Origin of the sequence: Synechococcus sp. CBW1002 (assembly GCF_015840915.1) — a bacterium.
GTDB lineage: Bacteria > Cyanobacteriota > Cyanobacteriia > PCC-6307 > Cyanobiaceae > CBW1002.
This window is the reverse complement of the sequence record NZ_CP060398.1, coordinates 3,059,570-3,080,991: the sequence shown is the minus strand read 5'-3', so window position 1 is coordinate 3,080,991 and position 21,422 is coordinate 3,059,570. Positions and strand designations below refer to the sequence as shown.

20 protein-coding genes are annotated in these 21,422 nt (G+C 67.6%); 12 read left to right on the top strand and 8 right to left on the bottom strand.

From position 1 onward, the window contains the following. Positions 1–117: 117 nt before the first annotated feature. From H8F24_RS15170 to H8F24_RS15145, 6 genes are all read left to right on the top strand, one after another. Positions 118–1,584 carry a YcjF family protein gene (locus tag H8F24_RS15170; protein ID WP_197170138.1) on the top strand — a complete coding sequence of 489 codons (1,467 nt, stop codon included), beginning with the start codon at positions 118–120 and terminating at the stop codon, positions 1,582–1,584. Positions 1,585–1,931: 347 nt separating this feature from the next. Next, positions 1,932–3,008, top strand: a complete 1,077-nt coding sequence (psbA, locus tag H8F24_RS15165) for a photosystem II q(b) protein (protein ID WP_197155171.1) — start codon at positions 1,932–1,934, stop codon at positions 3,006–3,008. 381 nt (positions 3,009–3,389) lie between these two features. Next, positions 3,390–4,220, top strand: a complete 831-nt coding sequence (locus tag H8F24_RS15160) for a metal ABC transporter substrate-binding protein (RefSeq protein WP_370594835.1) — start codon at positions 3,390–3,392, stop codon at positions 4,218–4,220. Then, positions 4,213–5,022 carry a metal ABC transporter ATP-binding protein gene (locus tag H8F24_RS15155; RefSeq protein WP_197155167.1) on the top strand — a complete coding sequence of 270 codons (810 nt, stop codon included), beginning with the start codon at positions 4,213–4,215 and terminating at the stop codon, positions 5,020–5,022. The genes H8F24_RS15160 and H8F24_RS15155 overlap by 8 nt, the downstream gene beginning before the upstream one ends. A 1-nt stretch (position 5,023) precedes the next feature. Further along, positions 5,024–5,878: a metal ABC transporter permease gene (locus H8F24_RS15150; RefSeq protein WP_197155166.1), complete on the top strand. Its 855-nt coding sequence runs from the start codon at positions 5,024–5,026 to the stop codon at positions 5,876–5,878. After that, positions 5,875–7,035 carry a DUF4336 domain-containing protein gene (locus H8F24_RS15145; protein WP_197170136.1) on the top strand — a complete coding sequence of 387 codons (1,161 nt, stop codon included), beginning with the start codon at positions 5,875–5,877 and terminating at the stop codon, positions 7,033–7,035. The genes H8F24_RS15150 and H8F24_RS15145 overlap by 4 nt, the downstream gene beginning before the upstream one ends. 21 nt (positions 7,036–7,056) lie before the next feature. Here the strand turns inward: H8F24_RS15145 and H8F24_RS15140 are convergent, their stop codons facing one another. Next, positions 7,057–7,416, bottom strand: coding sequence for a DUF760 domain-containing protein (locus tag H8F24_RS15140; protein WP_197155164.1), 360 nt, complete (start codon positions 7,414–7,416; stop codon positions 7,057–7,059). Between the two features lie 34 nt (positions 7,417–7,450). Next, the gene (gene lepB / locus H8F24_RS15135) at positions 7,451–8,047 is read right to left on the bottom strand and encodes a signal peptidase I (RefSeq protein WP_197172403.1); all 597 of its coding nucleotides are present in this window, start codon (positions 8,045–8,047) and stop codon (positions 7,451–7,453) included. Between the two features lie 96 nt (positions 8,048–8,143). Between lepB and menD the strand changes: the two genes are divergently transcribed. The 6 genes from menD (at position 8,144) to murF (ending at position 15,610) form a co-directional block, all read left to right on the top strand. Continuing rightward, positions 8,144–10,057 (top strand): 2-succinyl-5-enolpyruvyl-6-hydroxy-3-cyclohexene-1-carboxylic-acid synthase, encoded by a 1,914-nt coding sequence (gene menD / locus H8F24_RS15130; RefSeq protein WP_231597877.1) that lies wholly within the window; start codon positions 8,144–8,146, stop codon positions 10,055–10,057. Continuing rightward, complete coding sequence (gene menB, locus H8F24_RS15125; protein WP_231597876.1) at positions 10,054–10,905, top strand: 1,4-dihydroxy-2-naphthoyl-CoA synthase; 852 nt, start codon at positions 10,054–10,056, stop codon at positions 10,903–10,905. The genes menD and menB overlap by 4 nt, the downstream gene beginning before the upstream one ends. A gap of 91 nt (positions 10,906–10,996) precedes the next feature. Then, positions 10,997–11,647, top strand: coding sequence for a L,D-transpeptidase family protein (locus H8F24_RS15120; RefSeq protein WP_231597875.1), 651 nt, complete (start codon positions 10,997–10,999; stop codon positions 11,645–11,647). Between the two features lie 102 nt (positions 11,648–11,749). Further along, complete coding sequence (gene glgA, locus H8F24_RS15115; protein ID WP_197170135.1) at positions 11,750–13,291, top strand: glycogen synthase GlgA; 1,542 nt, start codon at positions 11,750–11,752, stop codon at positions 13,289–13,291. Next, positions 13,242–14,168 (top strand): hypothetical protein, encoded by a 927-nt coding sequence (locus tag H8F24_RS15110; RefSeq protein ID WP_197170134.1) that lies wholly within the window; start codon positions 13,242–13,244, stop codon positions 14,166–14,168. The genes glgA and H8F24_RS15110 overlap by 50 nt, the downstream gene beginning before the upstream one ends. Continuing rightward, complete coding sequence (gene murF / locus H8F24_RS15105; protein WP_197170133.1) at positions 14,153–15,610, top strand: UDP-N-acetylmuramoyl-tripeptide--D-alanyl-D-alanine ligase; 1,458 nt, start codon at positions 14,153–14,155, stop codon at positions 15,608–15,610. Before H8F24_RS15110 ends, murF begins: the two co-directional genes overlap by 16 nt. A 27-nt stretch (positions 15,611–15,637) precedes the next feature. Here murF and H8F24_RS15100 read toward each other — a convergent pair whose 3' ends face one another. The 6 genes from H8F24_RS15100 to H8F24_RS15075 all read right to left on the bottom strand — a co-directional run bounded on the left by H8F24_RS15100 (position 15,638) and on the right by H8F24_RS15075 (position 21,406). Next, a complete protein-coding gene (locus tag H8F24_RS15100) occupies positions 15,638–16,960 on the bottom strand; it encodes a chloride channel protein (protein WP_197170132.1) in 1,323 nt (440 codons plus the stop codon). Positions 16,961–16,976: 16 nt separating this feature from the next. Continuing rightward, entirely contained in the window at positions 16,977–18,326 is a 1,350-nt protein-coding gene (glmU, locus tag H8F24_RS15095; RefSeq protein WP_197170131.1) for a bifunctional UDP-N-acetylglucosamine diphosphorylase/glucosamine-1-phosphate N-acetyltransferase GlmU, read from the bottom strand. A 27-nt stretch (positions 18,327–18,353) separates the two neighbouring features. Beyond that, the gene (locus tag H8F24_RS15090; protein ID WP_231597874.1) at positions 18,354–19,397 is read right to left on the bottom strand and encodes an MnmC family methyltransferase; all 1,044 of its coding nucleotides are present in this window, start codon (positions 19,395–19,397) and stop codon (positions 18,354–18,356) included. Between the two features lie 5 nt (positions 19,398–19,402). Next, the gene (aroA, locus tag H8F24_RS15085) at positions 19,403–20,728 is read right to left on the bottom strand and encodes a 3-phosphoshikimate 1-carboxyvinyltransferase (protein WP_197170130.1); all 1,326 of its coding nucleotides are present in this window, start codon (positions 20,726–20,728) and stop codon (positions 19,403–19,405) included. A gap of 65 nt (positions 20,729–20,793) precedes the next feature. Beyond that, positions 20,794–20,934 (bottom strand): hypothetical protein, encoded by a 141-nt coding sequence (locus H8F24_RS15080; protein ID WP_197170129.1) that lies wholly within the window; start codon positions 20,932–20,934, stop codon positions 20,794–20,796. 34 nt (positions 20,935–20,968) lie between these two features. Next, positions 20,969–21,406: an Rrf2 family transcriptional regulator gene (locus H8F24_RS15075; protein WP_197155152.1), complete on the bottom strand. Its 438-nt coding sequence runs from the start codon at positions 21,404–21,406 to the stop codon at positions 20,969–20,971. Positions 21,407–21,422: the final 16 nt, after the last annotated feature.

Below are 21,422 nucleotides of genomic sequence, written 5' to 3'. Positions count from 1 at the left end.
CAAATCCACAGAACACGGTGCTCACAGAAGCCAGCGATGGTGGCCGGCGCTACGGGCGGCTGATCCGGAGGCGGCTGAGCTAGAGATTCGGCATGTTCGGGTCCCAGCCGTTCCTTCGTGACCAGCCCAGACCACCCCAGCCCAGCGGCTCCTGGTGCCGCCACGGATTCAGCGGCAACCGAACCGGCGACCGATCCTTCAGCTCTGGGTCCAGCGGTGCGGCATCTGCTGCGTCGAGGGCCCTGGTTGCCCGTGGTGGTCGTGGCAGGGAGCGGCTGGCTGGTCAGCGATCTGCTCGGCCATGTCGGCCATGGGCTGATGGCAGCGGCGCTGCCGGCCGCCGCCGCCGCCGCTGGCCTGGTCTGGCTCTCCGGCAGGGGGACGGTCACCGCCAGACTGCCGGCCACCGCAAGCGGACTGCTGCAGCGCTGCGAAGGCCTGATGGAGCAGTTCGTCCAGCTGGAAGGGGCGGAGGGGTCTCGGCAGCAGGAACGACGGCGCGAACTGCAGGAGTGGCGCTCCAGCCAGGAGGAGCCCGGCCTGAGCCTGGCGCTGGTGGGGGTTCAACTTCCGGAAGCCACCGCGATGACCCCGATGCGTGACGCCCTGCGGGGTCGGGCCGCCCTGGCGTTGCACTGGGCCCGGCCTCTGCCGGCGAGCAGCCCGGACTGGCGCTGGCCAACCCTGTTCGAGCGCTGTGATGTGCTCCTGTACCACCTGCGGCTGCCCCTCAGCGCCGCGGATCTCCGTTGGCTGGAAGGCCTGGACGACTGTCCCTGTCTGTGGCTGCTGGCCACGTTCCACGGGTCCGTGCAAGACGGGTCGGCGCAGCGCATGCGCCAGGAGCTGGCCGCCCAGCTGCCTGCGGGGCAGGCGGCGCGGGTTCTGTTCTGGGATGGGTCGAGCGAGTCTCTCGCGGCTGCCCTGGAACCGCTGGCGCTGGATCTGCGGCAGCGACCGTTGCAGCTCCGTCGTGACGCCCGGCTGCGCAGCCTGCGCCTGCTGCATCGCCGCTGGCAGGCCGACCTGGAACAGCTGCGCCGCCAGCGCTGGATCCAGCTGCAGCAGCGCACCCAGTGGATCGTGGCGGCGGGGGTCTTCGCCGCTCCGGTGCCCAGCCTGGATCTGCTGGTGCTGGCAGTGGCCAACGGCCTGATGCTGCAGGAGATGGCGCGCCTCTGGGGCTGCTCCTGGTCGATGGCACAGTTGCGCGACGCGGCCCTGGAGCTGGGCAAGGCAGCCCTGGCCCAGGGCGTGGTGGAGTGGAGCACCCAGGCCCTGGCCGCCGCGATCAAGCTGCATGGAGCCACCTGGTTGATCGGTGGCACGGTGCAGGCAGTCAGCGCGGCTTACCTGACGCGGGTCGTGGGCCATGCCATGGCCGACATGCTGGCCCTGACCGCCGGAGTGGCCGCCCCTGATCTGGAACGGATCAAGCGCCAGGCACCGCTGCTGGTCGCCCGGGCCGCCGAGGCCGAGAAACTCGATTGGGCAGCCTTCCTGCAGCAAGGTCGCAACTGGGTGCAGGAACAGTCCAACCGCATCAACGGCGCCGTACCAGCTCTGCCGCAGGCCTCGACCTGAACAGATGTAACAGGATCGTTACTTCTGAAGTAAAGCAACCTGAAGCAACGAAACAATGTATTTCCCAGGCAGCGAATCGCCGGCGCTCTCTAATCAGTTCACGTAACGTTTTTCTAACCGTTCGGGATCATCCCGTCGGCTGATCGCTTCGGTTGCATTCCGGGTTTCCCCGGCTGATGTTCCCTGGAGCGGTTGCGGGTTGCCCCTGTGTCGCCAGACGTTGCCCGGCCCATGGTCTCCCCATGGCATCGGCAACTCTCAGTGCACCAGCGCAGTGCACAAACGCAGTGCACTAACGCAGCGCACAAGCGGACCCCATACCTCCATCCCATCCGTCCTCTTCATCCATGACCACTGCCGTCCGCAGCGGCCGCAGCGGAAGCTGGGAAAGCTTCTGTGAGTGGGTCACCTCCACCAACAACCGCATCTACGTGGGTTGGTTCGGTGTGCTGATGATCCCCTGCCTGCTGGCCGCCACCATCTGCTATGTGGTGGCGTTCATCGCCGCCCCTGCCGTCGACATCGACGGCATCCGTGAGCCGGTCGCCGGCTCGCTGATCTACGGCAACAACATCATCTCCGGTGCTGTTGTTCCCTCCAGCAACGCCATCGGCCTGCACTTCTACCCGATCTGGGAAGCCGCCAGCCTCGATGAGTGGCTGTACAACGGCGGTCCCTATCAGCTGGTGGTGTTCCACTTCCTGATCGGCATCTCCGCCTACATGGGCCGGCAGTGGGAACTCTCCTACCGCCTCGGCATGCGTCCCTGGATCTGCGTCGCCTACAGCGCTCCGCTGTCGGCCGCCTTCGCCGTGTTCCTGATCTATCCCTTCGGTCAGGGCTCCTTCTCCGATGGCATGCCGCTCGGCATCTCGGGCACCTTCAACTTCATGCTGGTGTTCCAGGCTGAGCACAACATCCTGATGCACCCCTTCCACATGCTGGGGGTGGCCGGTGTGTTTGGTGGCAGCCTGTTCTCCGCCATGCACGGCTCCCTGGTGACCTCGTCGCTGGTGCGTGAAACCACTGAGAGCGAGAGCCAGAACTACGGCTACAAGTTCGGCCAGGAGGAAGAGACCTACAACATCGTGGCTGCCCACGGTTACTTCGGTCGCCTGATCTTCCAATACGCCTCCTTCAACAACAGCCGCAGCCTCCACTTCTTCCTGGCCGCCTGGCCGGTGGTCGGCATCTGGTTCACCTCCCTGGGCGTGAGCACGATGGCCTTCAACCTGAACGGTTTCAACTTCAACCAGTCGATCCTGGATGGCCAGGGCCGGGTCGTGAACACCTGGGCCGACATCCTCAACCGCGCTGGTCTGGGCATGGAAGTGATGCATGAGCGCAATGCGCACAACTTCCCGCTCGACCTTGCAGCCAGCAGTGCCGCACCTGTGGCCCTGACGGCACCCACCATCGGTTGATCCCAGGGGGCCGCTTCGCCACGCTGATCCCACGATCCCAGCGAAGCGTCTCGATTCGATCCACAGCCCCGCAGGGTAACTCCTGCGGGGCTTTCTGATGCCTGCCCGTAGCTGGTTCAGCGGCGGGGTCTGCCCGCCAGGGTGCCTAGGCTCATTCTGGTTATGCCGGCCAGCTTTCCGGCTTTCTGTTTCACCGTGCCATCCCCGTGCTTCGTCCATCGACACCACGCTGACCAGACCAGATGGCCCAGGCGAGCCGGCCTGGCCCTGATCGCGCTCCCCCTTCTGCTGGTCACGGCGGGGTGCTCCGCTCCTCCCACGGTGACGCCACGGGATCAGGTTTCAGCAGGCTCACCCTCAGCATCCGAGGGGCGTCCCTTGGTGCTCACCACCTTCACGGTGCTGGCGGACATGGCCCGCAACGTGGCCGGAGATCGACTGGAAGTGGCCTCGATCACCAAGGTGGGGAGCGAAATCCATCACTACGAGCCCACGCCCAGCGATCTGCGCCGCGCCCAGGGTGCGGTGATGGTCCTGGAAAACGGCTTCAATCTGGAGCGCTGGGCCCAGCGTTTCACCGACACCATCCAGGGAGCACGACGGGTCGTGGTGACCGAGGGTATGGATCCTCTGCCGATTCGCAGCGATGGACTGGAGTCCACCGGCAGCACAGGCCCAGACGTGCCCAATCCCCATGCCTGGATGTCGCCCAGCCGTGCCCAGCACTATGTGGACACGATCCGGGACGCCTTCATCGACCTGGATCCGGCCGGAGCCGCCACCTACCGCCGTAATGCCGAGGCCTACAAGCAGAAGCTCGCCCAGCTCGATCAGGATCTGCGTCGCTCCCTGGCGAGGGTGCCGCCCAACCAGCGGATGCTGGTGACCTGCGAGGGAGCGTTCAGCTATCTCGCCCGCGACTACGGATTGCAGGAGGGCTACCTCTGGCCAGTGAACGGTGAAGGGGAAGCCACCCCTCGGCGACAGGCCCGTCTCACCGACGAAGTGCGTCGCCGGAAGGTCCCGGCGGTGTTCTGCGAAAGCACCGTCAGCGACAAAAGCATGCGCCAGTTAGCGGCGGCCAGTGGAGCCCGCTTCGGCGGTACGTTCTACGTCGATTCGCTCTCGGATCCCACAGGTCCCGCGCCTAGCCTGTTGAAGTTGCAGCGACACAACGTCGATCTGATCGTGAAGGGGCTCACGAATGACTGACGCCGCCTGGGGTGCCGATCACAGCACGGCAGGCCAGCTCCGCTCAGGCCTGCGGCTGGAGGTGGAGAACGTCAGTGTGGATTATCACGGAAGCGTTGCTCTGCACGGAGCCAGCCTGGTGCTACCTGCCGGCAGTATCTGTGGTCTGGTTGGCATGAATGGGGCTGGCAAATCCACCCTGTTCAAGGCCTTGATGGGCTTCATCCAACCCTCCTGCGGACGCATCCGCGTCAATGGACTGGGGGTTCAGGATGCGCAGCGCCAGCACGCCGTGGCCTACGTGCCCCAGAGCGAGATGGTCGACTGGGACTTCCCGGTGAGTGTGGAGAACGTCGTGATGATGGGGCGCTATGGCGCCATGAACCTGCTGCGCATCCCCCGTTCCTCCGACCATGCCGCCGTGCGTCATGCCCTCGAGCGTGTGGAGCTGTGGGCCCTGCGCCACCGCCAGATCGGTTCGCTCTCCGGCGGACAACGCAAGCGGGCCTTTCTGGCCCGTGCCCTCGCTCAGGGCGCCTCGGTGCTGCTGTTGGATGAACCCTTCAATGGGGTCGACATCCGCACCGAAAAACTGATCGTTGATCTGCTGCTGCAGTTCCGCCAGGAAGGTCGCTCGATCCTGATTTCGACGCACGACATGGCCCACGTGCGCAGCTTCTGCGATCAGGTGGTGCTGATCAACAAGACCGTGCTGGCCTACGGCGAAACATCCGAGGTGTTCACACCCGAGAATCTGGCCCGCACCTTCGGTGGCGAGGTGCCCGTGATGGGACCGGCCGCCACTGGTGGCGAGGGCTGCTGAGATGGATCTCGCCACCCTGTTGCTGGAGCCCCTGCGCCACGACTTCATGGTCAAGGCGCTGCTGGTGAGCCTGTTGGTGGCAAGCGTCTGCGGCATGCTCTCCTGCTTCATGACCCTCAAGGGCTGGGCCCTGATGGGGGATGCCGTATCCCACGCCGTGATGCCGGGCGTGGTGATCGCCTACGCCCTGGGGCTGCCCTACGCCCTCGGTGCCTTTGTGTTCGGTGTGGGCTCGGTGGCCTCGATCGGTTTCATCAAGCAGAAGACACGGGTGAAGGAGGACACGGTGATCGGCCTGGTATTCACCGGATTCTTTGCCCTGGGAATCACGCTGGTCTCGAAGGTGCGCAGCACGATCGATCTCACCCACATTCTCTTCGGCAACGTCCTGGGAATCTCGCCGGAGGACGTGACCCAGACCCTGGTGATCTCCCTGATCGTGCTGGCGGTGTTGCTGGTGTTCCGCCGCGATCTGGTGCTGTTCTGCTTCGATCCGACCCACGCCCGCTCGATCGGCATCCGCACCGGAGTGCTCCACTACCTGCTGCTGTCGATGCTGTCGCTGGCGGCGGTGGCCGGGCTGCAGACCGTGGGCATCATCCTGGTGGTGGCCATGCTCGTCACCCCTGGGGCCACCGCCTATCTGCTCACCGATCGATTCGACCGGATGTGCTGGCTGGCCATGGCCAGTGCCTCCCTGGCCAGCCTGCTGGGGATCTATGCCAGCTATTGGTTCGATGCCTCCACGGCCGGCTGCATCGTGCTGTGGCAGACAGGCCTCTTCCTGATGGCCCTGCTGTTCGCGCCTCGCCATGGACTGCTGGCCCACCGCCGCCACCAATCCCAGCCACGATGATGGCTCCTGAGTCTCTGGCAGATCAGCGCTGGCCCTGGTGGCCCCTGCTGCCCCTCTACCCCTACGGCCAACGTCGCACCCTGGTGCGAGAACTGATCGCCGATCAGGTGTGGAGCTTCGAGCAACTGCAGGGGATCTACTACGTGGCCGTGCCGATCCGGATGACGGTGCTGCGGCTGCAGCAGGGACTCCTGCTCTACGCGCCGGTGGCACCAACGCCAGAAGTACGGCGCCACCTGGCTGCCCTGGAGCAGATCCACGGACCGGTCTGCACGATCGTGCTGCCCACCAGCTCCGGCCTCGAGCACAAACTGCCGGTTCCGGCCATGGCCCGCGCCTTTCCCAAGGCGCAGGTGTGGGTCAGTTCAGGTCAGTGGAGCTTTCCGCTGAATCTGCCCCTGAGCTGGCTGGGATTTCCTGCCAGGCGCACCCACATCCTCGGCAGCGAGGGCTATCCCCATCCCGGTGAGCTGGAGTGGTGCAGCCTCGGTCCACTCAATCTCGGTCTGGGAACCTTCCAGGAGGTGGCCTGCCTGCACCGCGCCAGCGGCAGCGTGCTGATCACCGACGCCCTGGTGAGCATCGGGGACCAGCCACCGCAGCTGTTCGACGCCGACCCGACGCCACTGCTCTTCCACGCCCGTGAACGGGCTGAAGAGCCCCTGGTCGACAGCCCGGCCCAGCGGCAGCGCGGCTGGAAGCGGCTGGTGCTGTTCGCGTCCTACCTCAGGCCCGCCAGTGTGGCCGTACCGCCCCTGGCGCAGGTGCTCGGCCACAGCCTCGCGGCAGGTCTTCGCCAGAAGCGGGCCCACTTCGGCTTCTATCCCTTCCGCTGGCAGCCGGGCTGGGAGCAGGACTTCGAGACCCTGCGGGGCGGCCAGAGCCTGCAGGTTGCCCCGGTGCTGGAGCGGCTGGTATTTCCGCGCTGCCGTCAGGCGCTGGTGGACTGGCTGGTCCAGCTGGGCCGCTGGGGCGAGATGCGGTGGTTGATCCCTGCCCACTACGACGCCCCGGTGCCCTGCCACGGCTCCGATCTGGAAGGATTGGCCAGCCAGATTGAGCAGCGCAGCTGGGCACCGGATAGCGGCGGATGGGAAGTGCTCGCCAGCATCGACCGGCAATTGCTGCGCCTGGGGCTGGTTCCAGAAAATCCCTGATCTGGGATCAGAACTGTCAGTTCAGAGCTTCAGTTCGCCTGGGCAGGCTTCGTCGTCGTCGTCAAGGCCGCCGATGCCGATCAGGGAGGAATCCAGTTCCATGCGCTGCTCCATCTGGCGAAGGAAATAGCCCGTCATCATCGCGGAGGCCAGAAGACCGGCGAGATTGTCACGGCTGGCCTGGATCTTCACCTCAAACTGTTCACCCGGCAACATTCCGAGCAGACCCTGCACATTGTGGCGAATGATTTCCTGCATATCCGGGCTGGCCGAGCGCGCCACGCGCTGGAGCACATCCGGGGATTGTTCCTGCAGGTACTGAATCAGCGAATTGCTGCTGATCGCTTCGGTATCGGTCTTCAGGAACTCCGGGTTGAACATCTCCCTCCGGGGTGCTCTGGAACACGCCTGCACCCTAACCCAAGTGTTCGGTAGCACCATCGAGATCAGCGGACGGCAATCGCGGCAACGATCCGAAGCGTTGCAACGGCCAGTAACGCCACAGGGCCGAGCCGATCAGGCAGTCATCCGGCAAGCTTCCCCAGAGGTGGGAATCGAGGCTGCTGTTGCGGTTATCGCCCAGCACGAAATGATGTCCCGCAGGCACGGTGAGGGGTTCCAGGTCGTAATCGATCAGCTCAGGAGCCCAATCGAGGGAAACGGGTTCGCCGTTGCGCCAGAGGCGGCCCTGCCGCACCTCCACCCGATCGCCAGGTTCGGCCACGATCCGCTTGATCAGGGCAGCCCTGGGGTCATAACCCGCCGCGATCAGAGGGCTGGGGGGATGGAATACCACGATCGTGCCCAGGGGCAGGGGCAGATCCAGCCGGGCGCGCAGCTTCTCCACCAGCACCCGATCCTCCAGCTGCAGGGTGGGCAGCATCGAGCCGGAGGGAATCCAGCGCGGTTCCAGCACCCACCAACGCAGCAGCAGGGCCAGCACCAGCCACAGCAGCAGCGACTGCAACTGGCGCCGCACGGCCTGCCACCAGCTCGCGCCCTCGGCTGCCATCGGGGAGGTGGACTCGTTGCTCGGCATCGCGAGAATTCGGGGGCGGGCCGGCCGGTGAGGATGATCGGCCCATCTTGACCAACGGAGGCAACGCCAGTGGCGGCCGCGGCCCAGCGCAACCTGCAGGCGGCCCTCACCCTGCTGGCGGAGCTGCAGAGCGCTGGCCTGCAGCATCTGGTGTTGTGTCCCGGCAGCCGCTCCGGTCCTCTGGCAGTGGCCGCAGGGCTGCAACAGCAACGGGGCCTGTGGCTGCACACCGCGATCGACGAGCGCTCGGCAGCCTTCTTCGCCCTCGGATTAGGTCGTGCCGAGGGTCGGGCCGCCGCGGTGGTCACCACCTCCGGCACGGCGGTGGCGAATCTGCTGCCGGCCGTGGTGGAGGCCGACTACGGCGCCATCCCCCTGCTGCTGCTCACGGCCGACCGGCCCCTCGCCCTGAAGGGATGCGGTGCCAATCAGACCGTGAACCAGCAGGACTTCCTGCGGGCCAACTGCCGCTGGTATGGAGAAGGCCCGCCCGAGGGACTGGCCGATGCCAGCGAGACATCGCTGCGCAACCTGGCGTGGCAGGCCATGGCCGCCACCGCCGGATCCCCTGCTCCATCAGGACCGGTGCATCTGAATCTGCCCTTCAGCGAACCCCTGCACGGCAACGCCACCGACCTGCTGGCTCTGGCGGCGGCAAGCCTTCCAGAAACACCCAATCGAGCGTCTTCAGAGCTCCTCGATCCATCCGTTGCACACCCGTTCAATCCTGAGCCTCCTGATCAGCCCGTCAGGCAACGTGCCGAGCCCTTAGGACAACCTGCCCAGCCAGCGGCCACCCACTCCAGCCCTTTGGCCGGTTCACCTGGCGATGCACCCCACCTGGATCCCGACCTCCCCGGAGTGGTGGTGGCGGGACCCTGGCGCGGGCCGATGGCAGCCTTTCCTGCCTTCCTGGAGGCCCTGCGCCAGTGGCAACGGCGCAGCGGCTGGCCGGTGCTGGCCGATGCGCTCTCCAGCCTGCGTGGCTGTCCTGGTCTGGAACTGATCTGCAGCTACGACCTGCTGTTGTGCCACCCCGACCTGCTGCTGGGCCCGACCGATCTGGCCAGCCCTCAAGGGCAGCCCTTGCAGGTGCTGCGGCTGGGTCCACTGCCGGCCAGCCGACGGTTGCAGCAGTGGCTGGGCACTGGCCACCAGCGGCAGGTACTGATCAGCGAAGCGGAACCACGGCCCCTGGATCCGCTCGGCACCGGAGCCCTGCAGTGGGATGGGGGGTTGGTCTCCTGGCTGGCCTCCGCCCCACCGGCCTGGCGATCGGGCTCCCCGGCGCCCGACTGCCTGGCCCTGGGGAGGCAATGGCACCAGGCAGAACAGGCGATGCAGACGTGGCTGGATCAGAAGCTGCAGCCAGACCCTTCCGCCGGGCTCAACGAACCGGGCCTGGCCCGATGGTTGAGTCAGCGGCTGCCGGCCGATCTGCCGCTGCTTCTGGCCAACAGCAGCCCCGTGCGGGACTGGGAGAGCTTCGGGTCATCATGCGCCCCGCACCGCCCCGTGTTCTCCTTCCGCGGCGCCTCCGGCATCGACGGCACCCTCTCGCTCGCCTGCGGCATCGCCGAAGCCCTGGGGGCGGCGGTGCTGGTCTGCGGTGATCTGGCCCTGCTGCACGACTGCAACGGCTGGCTCTGGCAGCAGCAGCTGCGCGGCCGGCTCACGGTGCTGCTGATCGACAACGGCGGCGGCGGCATCTTCGAGCAGCTCTCGATTCGACCCAGCGACGAGGCACTGGTCGATTTCGAGCGTCTGTTCGCCATGCCGCAGGCGGTCGATCCTTGTGCCCTGGCCGCCGCCCACGGAGTCCCGGCCCGTTCGATCAACAGTTGGAGCACCCTGGAGGAAACCCTGGCCTGGGCCCTTCAACTCCCGATGGCCCTGGTGCGGCTGCGGACCGACCGCCGCGCCGATGCCAGCCGGCGCCAGCACTTGCGCACAATGGCGGCAGCACGACCCGATCCCTCTTGAGCACGCCCCCCCAGCCGGTGATCTGGCAGAGCACCGGGTCGTACGAGGACATCCGCTTCGAGATCAGTGAGGAGGGAATCGCCCGCATCACGATTGATCGTCCCCATAAACGCAACGCCTTCCGGCCCCGCACGGTGCAGGAGCTCTGCGACGCCTTTTCGCGGGTGCGCGACAACCCCCGCATCGGCGTGGTGCTGTTCACCGGTGCCGGTCCGGCGGCCGATGGCGGTTGGGCCTTCTGCGCCGGCGGCGACCAGAGCGTGCGGGGTGACGGCGGTTACCTGGATGAGACGGGCCTGCCCCGCCTCAATGTGCTCGACCTGCAGCGACTGATCCGCAGCCTGCCCAAGGTGGTGATTGCCCTGGTCGCCGGCTACGCCATCGGCGGCGGCCAGGTGCTGCATCTGCTCTGTGATCTGAGTCTGGCGGCGGAGAACGCGGTGTTCGGCCAGACCGGGCCCCGGGTCGGCAGCTTCGACGGCGGTTTCGGCGCCGGCTACCTGGCCCGGGTGGTGGGGCAACGCAAGGCCCGCGAGATCTGGTTTCTCTGCAGGCAATACAACGCCCAGGAGGCCCTGGCGATGGGGTTGGTGAATCAGGTGGTGCCCCTGGAGCAGTTGGAGGCCGAGGGAGTGAGCTGGGCCCGCCAGGTGCTGCGCCACAGCCCCACGGCGATCCGCTGCCTCAAGGCCGCCTTCAATGCCGAAACCGACGGGCTGGCGGGCCTGCAGGAACTGGCGGGTCAGGCCACCCATCTCTTCTACCGAACCGATGAGGGCCAGGAGGGTCGCAATGCCTTCCTTGAAAAACGCGAGCCCGACTTCTCCTCCTCAGCCTGGCTACCTTGAAGGTGGATCACTGCCATCGGATCTGCTCCAGCTCGTGCGCCCCGCCCACCGATCCGAACCGCTACCTGAACCGCTGTTGTGGTCATGGCCGATGCCGGACAAGCGGTTCCAGCCGTTCCAAAAGGCGGATCCCATCTGCCGCGGGCTGCGCCAGACCGCCCTGGCTGGACTGATCACCCTGGGGCTGGCAGCGGGAATGAGCGCTCCTGACGCCCATGCCAGCACTCAGACCAGTGCCGGCAGCCAGCTGGTTGACACCAAGCAGGGCGTGGCGGTGGCCACCCCAGCCTCAGACGAGGCCCCCGGTGGACGGGAGCTGGTGCTGGATCGCCGCCAGCGACGCCTGCTGGTGCTCGAGAACGGCCAGGAAATCCGGCGCTTTCCGGTGGCGGTCGGCATGCCGGGCTGGGAAACCCCCGTGGGCCGGTTCGAGGTGATGGAGCTGCGGACCAATCCGGTCTGGCAGCACCCGGCCAACGGCCGCCTGATTCCCCCCGGACCGGCCAACCCCCTCGGCAGCCGCTGGATCGGCTTCTACCGCGACTGCAAGGGCCGCCGCGGCTTCAACGGCCAGGAGCACCTGGTGGTGCAGGGGTGCGTCACCGCCGGCTTCCATGGCACGCCCAACCGCGCCAGCGTCGGGCAGGCGGTATCGCACGGCTGCGTTCGCCTGTACGACGAGCACGTGCAGGCGCTGTACAACCTGGTCCAGCTGGGAACCCCCGTCACGGTCCTGCCGTGACGGTGCCGAGCCGACAGGACTGACCAGGCTGAACGGGGCAGTCCGTTGGCATGGCTCTGTGGAAAGCGCCCGTAATATGCCGCCACCTCTGGCAGGATTTCGATGCGGGTGTTGTTCGCCGCCGCAGAATGCGCGCCCATGATCAAAGTGGGCGGCATGGGGGACGTAGTGGGCTCCCTGTCCCCTGCCCTGGCTGCGCTTGGCCATGACGTGCGTATCATCATGCCGGGTTACGGCAAGCTCTGGAGTCTTCTGTCAATTCCAGACGAACCGATCTGGCGTGGACACACGATGGGCACCGATTTCTCGGTGTTTGAAACCCGCCACCCCACCAACGGGCTGCCGATCTATCTGGTGGGTCATCCGGTGTTCGATCCGGAGCGGATCTATGGCGGTGAGGATGAGGATTGGCGCTTCACCTTCTTCGCCAGCGCCACCGCAGAATTCGCCTGGAACGGCGGTTGGAAGCCGCAGGTGCTGCACTGCCACGATTGGCACACCGGCATGATCCCGGTGTGGATGCATCAGGACCCCGAGATCAGCACGGTCTTCACCATCCACAACCTCAAGTACCAGGGTCCCTGGCGCTGGAAGCTGGAGCGGATGACCTGGTGCCCCTGGTACATGCAGGGCGATCACACCATGGCGGCGGCCCTGCTCTATGCCGATCGGGTGAATGCCGTCTCACCCACCTATGCGATTGAGATCCGCACCCCCCAGTACGGCGAACACCTCGACGGGCTGCTCAATTACATCAGCGGCAAGCTGCGCGGCATCCTCAATGGCATCGACACGGAAGACTGGAATCCGGCGACCGATCCCACCCTGCCGGCCACCTTCACGCCGGCCGATCTGAGCCCTCGGGCGCGCAACAAGCGGGCGCTCCAGGAACGCATGGGTCTCAGCCTGAACCCGCGCACCTACCTGATGGGCATGGTCAGCCGGCTGGTGGATCAGAAGGGGGTGGATCTGCTGCTGCAGGTGGCAGACCGGGTGCTCGCCTACACCGACAGCCAGATCGTGGTGCTCGGCACCGGCGATCGCGGCTATGAATCGGGCCTCTGGCAGATGGCGGCCCGTCATCCAGGCCGCTTCGCTGTGTTTCTCACCTACGACGATGCCCTGTCACGGCTGATCTACGGCGGCAGCGATGCCTTCCTGATGCCCAGCCGCTTCGAACCCTGCGGCATCAGCCAGATGCTGGCGATGCGCTACGGCTCGGTGCCGGTGGTGCGCCGGGTCGGCGGACTGGTGGATACCGTGCCGCCCCACGATCCGATTGCCGGCACGGGGACGGGCTTCTGCTTCGATCGCTACGAGCCGGTCGACTTCTTCACCTCGATCGTGCGCTCCTGGGAGGCCTACCGCCACCAGAGCAGCTGGGAGGAGTTGCAGCGCCGCGGCATGACCCAGGACATGAGCTGGAGCCGCTCCGCCCTCGAATACGACGTCATGTACCGCGATGTCTGCGGCGTCAAGGAACCCACCCCCCTGGCGGAGGACGTGGAGCGCTTCTCCCAGGGCCAGGATGCCGATCCCAGTCTGCGGGGTGGCCAGGCACCCGCTCCGGATGCCTCCCTGAGTCAGGAAGGGCGTGGCAGCCGCAATCCGCTCAACCTGCTGCGCCGCCGCCTCAATGGGTGAATGGGAACGGGGCGAACCGGTCACCCTGGAGTCTCGCCCCGCCAACACCTCCCCCCTGCCGGTTGTCTACGAAAGTCCGTGGCGGCTGCTGGGCCGCGACCTGACCGCCCTTGCGGCCAGCCTGCGGCTGTTGGCCCGGGAGCTCTTGAGGCGCAACAACAGCGGCGATCTGCCGCGACCGGGGCCCTGGCCCCGCGACCTTGCGCCCCTGTTCTGGCCGCTGGTTCTGGCGGTGACGCTGACGCTCAGCGGTCTGCTGGTCTGGACTCTGCAGCGCCGCCCAGCAGCGTCTCCGACTCCTGCTGCCCAGGGGGTGATCGACAGCACCCCGCTGGCCAGTGGTGCTGAAAGCCCAGGCACCCAAGCCCAGCTGCCCCCGAGCGAGCGCAACACAAACAGCCAGCAGGGCAGCGCGACGCTTGAGCAGGACAGCGGGACGATCAAGACCGCCAAGGGGACAGCAACAGCCAGCGGCATGGATCAAGCGCTGCCCCAATCGGAGGACATCACCGGATCCGCTGACCCGCAGCCCACGGACACCTCGACCAGGGACACCCCGACCACGGCCAGTCAGGCGGACAGCGGCTACATCGCCGATGGCGACGGTCTGATCGAAGGACCGGCCACCTGGCTGGAGCTGATCGAGCAGCCGAAACTCGGCAGCGTGATCCTGCGGCTGGATGCGCCCTACAGCCTGCTTCGGCCGGAACAACGGCAACAGCTGGCCGAGCGCTGGTGGGAGCGCGCCCAGAGCCAGGGGTTCGAACGCCTGGAGCTGCGCGACATCCATGGGCGCCTGCTGGGGCACTCCGCAAGGCTCGGATCCGGCATGATCCTGCTCGATCCTGGCCTGCTGCCCCCATGGCGATCCGCCTGAATGAACTGGAGGAGCTCTGGGGCGCGCCCCTGCGGGCAGCAGCGGAGCATCAGGACGTCCAGCCCGGGGCAGGGCTGACGGAGCTGCGCACGGAGCTGCGTATCGAACCCGATGCCATCTGCACCGACAGCCGCCGCCTCCAACCGGGAGATCTGTTCGTGCCCCTGGTGGGAGAGACCTTCGATGGCCATGCCTTCCTGGAGCAGGCCCTGGCCGGCGGCGGTGCTGCGGCAGCGATCGCCCAGGCCGATCGGCTCACGGAAGCCCAGCAGCAGCAAATGGCCGACCTCGGCCGCCCGCTCTGGCTCGTGCCGGACACGCTGCTGGCTTATCAGCAGCTGGGAAGGCTCTGGCGCGACCAACTGCGGGCTCCCGTGGTGGCCGTGACCGGCTCAGCCGGCAAGACCACCACCCGGGAGCTGATCCGCGCTTGCCTGGACTCCTTGGGGCCGGTGGTGGCGAGCAGCGGCAACGAGAACAACGACATCGGCGTGCCCCTCACCCTGCTCAAGGCCCGCACGTCCACCGCCGCCCTGGTGGTGGAAATGGGCATGCGCGGCCTGGGCGAGATCGAGCGGCTCAGCCAGTGCGCGGCTCCGGATGTGAGCGTGATCACCAACATCGGCACGGCCCACATCGGCCGCCTCGGCAGCCGGGAGGCGATCGCCCAGGCCAAGTGTGAAATCTGCCTCGGCCTCAAACCCGACGGCCTGCTGGTGATTCCGGCGGGGGATCCGCTGCTGGAGACGGCCCTGGCCAGGGTCTGGTCGGGAGAGGTCTGGCGGGTGGCCCTCAGCAACGATCCAGCCTCAGACACGCTTCCACCCGCTGATTGGATCGGTCATCTCAGCGACGATGGCAGACGCCTGGAGGTGCACCACAACGGCCGGATCGAGTCGGTGAGCCTGCCCCTGGAGGGACAACACAACGCCCGAAACCTGTTGCTGGCTCTGGCCGTCGCCGATCGGCTGGGCGTGGCACCCCAGGCCCTCACGGCTCTGGAGGTGGACGTGCCCGGCGGCCGCAACCGGCGGCGGCAGATGGGTGGCCTCACCGTGCTGGATGAGACCTACAACGCCTCGCCGGAGGCGGTACTGGCGGCCCTGGAGCTGCTGGCATCCCAACCGGGACGCCGGTTCGCCGTGCTCGGCACGATGCTGGAGCTGGGTGATCGCAGCCTGGACCTCCACCGTCAGGTGGCCGAACGCGCCGCGGCCCTGGGATTGGATGGACTGGTGATCGTGGATGGTGGCGCGGAAGGCGAGGCCATGCTCGAAGCGGCACGGTCTCTGCCCAGGCTGGCGCGCGTCTCTGAGGCGATTGAAGCGATGGATCCGCTACGGGGCTGGATCAACGCCGGCGATGTGGTGCTGCTCAAGGCGAGTCGGGGCGTGGCCCTGGAACGGCTGTTGCCGTGTCTGGAGCGGGAGAGCTGGAACTGATCGAAGCCTTCAGCCCGTTGTGAGCGCTCAACCCGGCTGACGACGAGAGGCGAGCAGCCGATCCATCTGGCAGGTGTTCCAGGTGGAGCCGCCCCAGCGCTCGCCGATCGCCGCTGCCAGGGCTGAGGCCACCAGCAGCCAGGGCAACAGCTGGGCATCACCCTGCAGGGTGAACACAAACACCCCACAGAACAACGGGGTGCGGCAGGCCCCGCTGAACAGCGCCGCCGCCGCCACCGCCGCCACCGCCGCCTGCTGATCGGCTGGCAGGGCCTGGATCCAGGGGGCGATCAGCACCGCACCGAGGCTCATGGTGTCGTGCATCAGGCCACCCGGTGCCCCCACGGAAATGCTGAGCAACGGACCCAGCAGACGGGGCAAGCCAGCCCAGACCGGCGAGGACGAGTCACCAGCCAGGCCCGGGCCGAGGGACAGGGAGCCATCGTTGAGGCTGAGACCACTGCTGGCGAGGGCCAGCAGGGCAAAGGCCGTGGCCAGCGCCAGGGCCGCCCGCCAGGGGTGGCTGCGCAGCAGGCCGGCCACCCAGGCGCTGCAGGGAATCAGCAAGCGCACGAACAGCACCCCGAGCAGACCCATCACCAGCGTGGTGAGCAGCAGGGTGGGCCAGAGGGCAGGAGGCAGAAGCCGCCCCAGGGGCAGCTGGGCCAGCGCCGCCAGCCGGGCCGGCTGAGCCTCTGAGGCGGAGCCGAAGGCCTCGGACAGCACCGTGCCGAGACCCGCCAGCAACAGGGTCGGGAAAACCAGCGGAAAACCCTTGACGGCGCTCAGCTCCTCGAGGCCATAGGCCACCCCCAGCAAGGGGGAGCGGAACGCGGTGCCAAGACCGGCCGCTCCTCCGATCGCCACCAGCAATGAGGTGGGCAGCAGGCGAAGTGGGGTGAGCCAGCGGCGCAGGCCCAAGAGGCAGGAGGCGCCCAGGGCGGCAGACGGGGATTCCGTCCCCACCGACAACCCAGCCAGATGGGTGAGGGCCAGGAGCGGCAGCCGTGCGAGCTGAACCCGCCAATCCAGGCTGGCCAGATACGCACCTTCGTCGCGGGAGTAGCTGCCGTCGGACGCCTCAGGGGCCGAGCGCTGCAGCAGCAGCAACCCCGTGAGGCCCCCACCTCGGCCCCTTGCCAGCGGACCCCAGGCCAGCCGCACGAACAGCAGCGTTCCCGCCAGGGTGATCAGCGGCAGCCAGAACGGCAGGGCCTCGGACCCGCCCAGGGGCCACAGCCGCTGCAGACGGAATCCCTGCGCCGACAGCCATTGATAGGGCTGCTCCGCCGCGGTGATCACCACGGCGGAGAGCAGCAACGAGAGCAGCAGGGGCAGGGAGAGCAACATGGTGAACCCCTGGCGATCAGGCCGGACCGGGCCAGTTCTCCTTGATCAGCTGGCGGGCCCGGCCGATTGCCAGGGCACCGCTGGGTACGTCCTTGGTCAGGGTGGAGCCGGCCCCCACCGTGACCCGTTCCCCGAGATTGATCGGGGCCACCAGCACCGAGTTCGCCCCGGTCTTGCTGCCGGCCCCGATCACGGTGCGGTGCTTGCGGAGGCCGTCGTAGTTGGCGGTGATCGTGCCGGCACCCACATTCACGCCGGAGCCGAGATCGGCATCGCCGATGTAGCTGAGGTGATTCACCTTCACCTCCGCCTCCAGCACGCTGTTCTTGATCTCCACGAAGTTGCCGACGCGGCAGCCAGCCGCCAGGTTGCTGCCGGCCCGGAGCTGGGCGAAGGGCCCGATCGCGCAGCCATCGGCGACAACGGCGCCGCGCACCACCGAGTGGAGCACCTCCACGCCACAACCGAGTTCGGAGTCTTCGATCAGGCAGCCTGGACCGATGCGGCAGCCATCGCCGATCACGCTGCTGCCCCGGAAATGGCATTGCGGTTCCACCACCACGTCGCGGCCGAAACGGCTGCCATCGCTGAGGGTGCAACTGGGTGGATCCACGAAGGTGACCCCCTCGGCCATCCAGTGGCGCCGCAGCCTGTCCTGGAGCACGGCTTCACACTGGCTGAGCTGCAGGCGGTCGTTGACGCCGTTGATCTCATCGGGATCGCTCACCTCCAGATGGAAGGCCGGCTGCAACAGAGCCACCGTGTCGGTGAGATAGAGCTCCCCCTGGTCGTTGTCTGAAGTGAGCAGGGGCAGCACCGCCGCCAGTTTTGGCCAGTCGAAGCAGTAGATGCCGCCATTGATCAGGTCGGTGTCTCGCTGGGCCGGGTTGCAATCGCGATGCTCCACGATGGCGCTCACCTGCCCCTCGGCATCGGCGAAGACGCGGCCGTATCCGGTGGGATCGTCGAGCCGGGCGGTGAGCAGGGTCACGGCAGCGCCGCTCTGGCAATGGCGGTCCAGCAGCTGCTCCAGGGTCTCCGGCTGTAGCAGCGGCACATCGCCGTTCAACACCAGCAGCTCGCCGCTGAAACCGGCCAGAGGCTCGAGCAACTGCTGAACGGCGTGGCCGGTGCCGTTCTGCGGCTGCTGCAGCACGTACTCCAGACCGGTCAGATGGCCCAGCTCCTGCTCAACCCGCTCGGCCTGGTGGCCAACAATCAGCAGCTGCCGCTCAGGCTCCAGGGTTCGGCAACTGCGCAGCACCCGCTCCACCAGGGTGGCGCCGGCCAGCGGCTGCAACACCTTGGGGCGGTCGCTCTTCATGCGGGTGCCCTTTCCGGCGGCCAGAACGGCAACGGCGAGCATCAGTGAAGGCGGCATCTGCGGCGGAATCTACCGGCGGTGACCCTCCAGGCCCCAGCGACGGCGCCAGGCACTGCTGGGTTCAGCGCCCGCCATGGCCTGCTCCAGCTGGCGACGCTGATGGATCGCGGCCGCCGTGGAGCACCCACTTGGATCGCGGTAGGGGTGACCGGCGCTGGTCGTGAGGTGCTCCCACTCCATCGGCGTGAGCGGCCGCAGCCTGTCGGATGGGGGCAGCGGCTCTGGACTGGCGGCCGTGCCCCCACTCCAGCGGCGGCGGCCAGAACCCGCGCCAGGCATCGCCGGATTCGGGGGCGAGGGGATCGTGCTCAACTGAAGACCAGCCCGACGCAGGGTCTGGCGCACGGCCGCCGCCGAGCAGTAACTCAGCCAGCGCCCCTGGGGGGCCAACAGGCTCGCCATCGCAACTAAGACCTCCTCCGTCCAGAGCTGCGGGCAATGGGCTGGCGAGAAGGCATCCATCAGCACCAGGTCACAGCGGCCGGCCAGCTCAACGGCCAGGCGAGGCAGGCTGCGGCGCGCATCGCCCCAGAGCATCGAACCGCGAAACACCGGATCCAGCGGTGGAGGATCCAGAACCGCCCGATCCAGAAGACCCGAACCCTGACAACCTGAATCCTGCGGGGCCAAAACCTGACCCACTTGGCGGTGAAGGGTCTGCAGCACTGCCAGGGTGGAGGGCAGCCACTGGGAGCGGAAGCCTGGGTCGGCCAGGGCAAGGGCGAGCGGTTCGGGATCCAGCTCCAGGCCCCACCAGCGCAGCCGCAGGCCTTGAGCTGCGGCGGCCTCGATCAGGGCGGCAGTGTTGGTGCCGGTGCCCACACAGCACTCGACCACCAGCAGTTCCCGGCCGGCCGGGAAACGCTTCAGATCGGCCGGCCCCACGAACTTGGCCAGGGCTTCGGCCAGGGCTCCCTCGGCGCTGTGGAACGCCTCACGGAAGGCGGTGCTGTAGAGGCTGAAGCTGCCGTCGGCCGTGCAACGGGACTGGAGAGCGCTGCTGGAAAGGCCGTGCAGGGAGCCGGCCGAGCGGTTCGTGGCTGAGGCGGCCACGGACCTCAGGCCCGCAGGCGAGCCAGATCGTCCCAGAAGCCGGGATAGGACACGGCTGCCGCCTCGGGCCGCGCCAGGCTGGTGGCACCCTCTGCCACCAACGACGCCACCGCCAGGCTCATGGCCACCCGGTGGTCGGTCTCGCTGTCCACGCCGGTGCCGCGCAGCACGGTGGGACCCGTGATCGCCAGGCCATCGGCGAACTCCTCCAGGCGAGCGCCCATGGCGCCGAGCTGGCGAGCCATCACCGCCAGCCGGTCAGTCTCCTTGACCCGCAGCTCTTCGGCATCGCGGATGCGGCTGACCCCCTCGGCAAAGCAGGCCGCGACGGCCAGCACCGGAATCTCATCCACCAGACGGGGAATCAGATCGCCGCCGATGTCGAACGCCTGCAGGGGCCCATGGCAGACGTGCAGATCCCCCACCGGCTCGCCCGCCACATCACGGGCATGGCGCACCTCGATGGCGGCACCCATCTGCTGCAACACCTCAAGAATGCCGGTGCGGCTGGGATTGAGTCCCACATTTTCGACCGTGAGCTCGGCTCCAGGGGTGATGGCGGCAGCCACCAGCCAGAAGGCCGCGGAGCTGATGTCGCCAGGCACCACCACGCTCTGCCCCCGCAGAGCCGGGCCTGGGGTCACGGTCACGTCGTTGGCGGCGGAGCCACCCACCACCAGGTGGGCGCCGAAGGCCCGCAGCATCCGTTCGCTGTGGTCGCGCGACTGGGCCGGTTCGATCACGGTGGTGGGACCCTCGGCGGTGAGGGCCGCCAGCAGGATGGCGCTCTTCACCTGGGCCGAGGCCACCGGGGTGTAGATGGTGGTGCCGCGTAAGGGCTGACCCAGCACCGCCAACGGCGCAAAGTTGCCACCCTTGCGGCCATGGATCTGGGCACCCATGCCGGCCAGGGGTTCCCCGACACGCCGCATCGGCCGACCCCGCAGGGAACGATCGCCGCTGAGTACGAAGTGGCGGCCGCAGCGACCCGCCAGCAGCCCCAGCATCAGCCGCATCGTGGTGCCGGAATTGCCGCACTCGAGCACATCGCCCGGTTCCTGAAGCCCATCCAGCCCCACCCCCTGCACCAGCACCGGCTGGCCGGCCTCGATCGGCGAGACCTCCACCCCCATGGCCCGCAGGCAATCGGCGGTGCTGAGCGGATCCTCGGCGGGCAGCAACCCCTCAATGCGGGTCTCCCCCTCGGCGATGGCGCCGAACAGCAGAGCCCGGTGGGAGATCGACTTGTCGCCCGGCACCCGCACCGTGCCCCGCAGGGAGCCTCCGGCCGGCAGGTGCAGCGGGGCTGGAATCGCGGCGGCGGAGGTCAAGGGAACCGGTCGGAGCGGGATCTTGATCCTATGGAGAGCCCGCTGCGGGCTTCCGCTGGGAGGGCTCAGCCGGGGTTGGGCTTGCCAGGGCACCGGGCGAGCAGGGCCGCTGCAGCCAGGATCAGGGCCACCAGCAGGGCCGACAGCAGCATCGCCGCCACGATCTGCCCCTGCTCCAGGGCAAAGGCGACGCCGAACGCCCCCACCACGCCGATCAGCCCAACGGGTCAGATCAGCCGATCAACCCAGCAGCAGGCCCTGCTCCTCCCCGATCGAAGCCTCGGCACTGCGCAGATCGAACAGCAGTTCAGCCAGAGTGAGGCGGCCCAGCTCCCGCTCCATGGCGCGGCGCAGGCGCTGCTCCAGGGCCGCCGCGACCCGATCGCTGGCCTTGGGCAGCTCCAGGGAGGCGGGGTCTTCGCTGGGGTCGGCGGAGACCGCCGCCAGAATGGCCGCCAGGGGGATTTCCTCTGTTGGCAGAGCCAGACGGAAACCGCCGCGGCGACCCCGGCGGGATTCGAGCAGCCCGGCGCGGCGCAGCCCCAGGAGCTGCTGCTCCAGCATCGGCGCGGGCAGCTCCAGAGCAGTCGCCAGGTCGGTGCTGGATCGCCAGACCTGCGGCGCCAGGGCCAGCTGCAACAGGGCCTTGAGGGCGTAGAGCCCACCTTTCTTCAGCATGGCTCTGGCCGCTGGG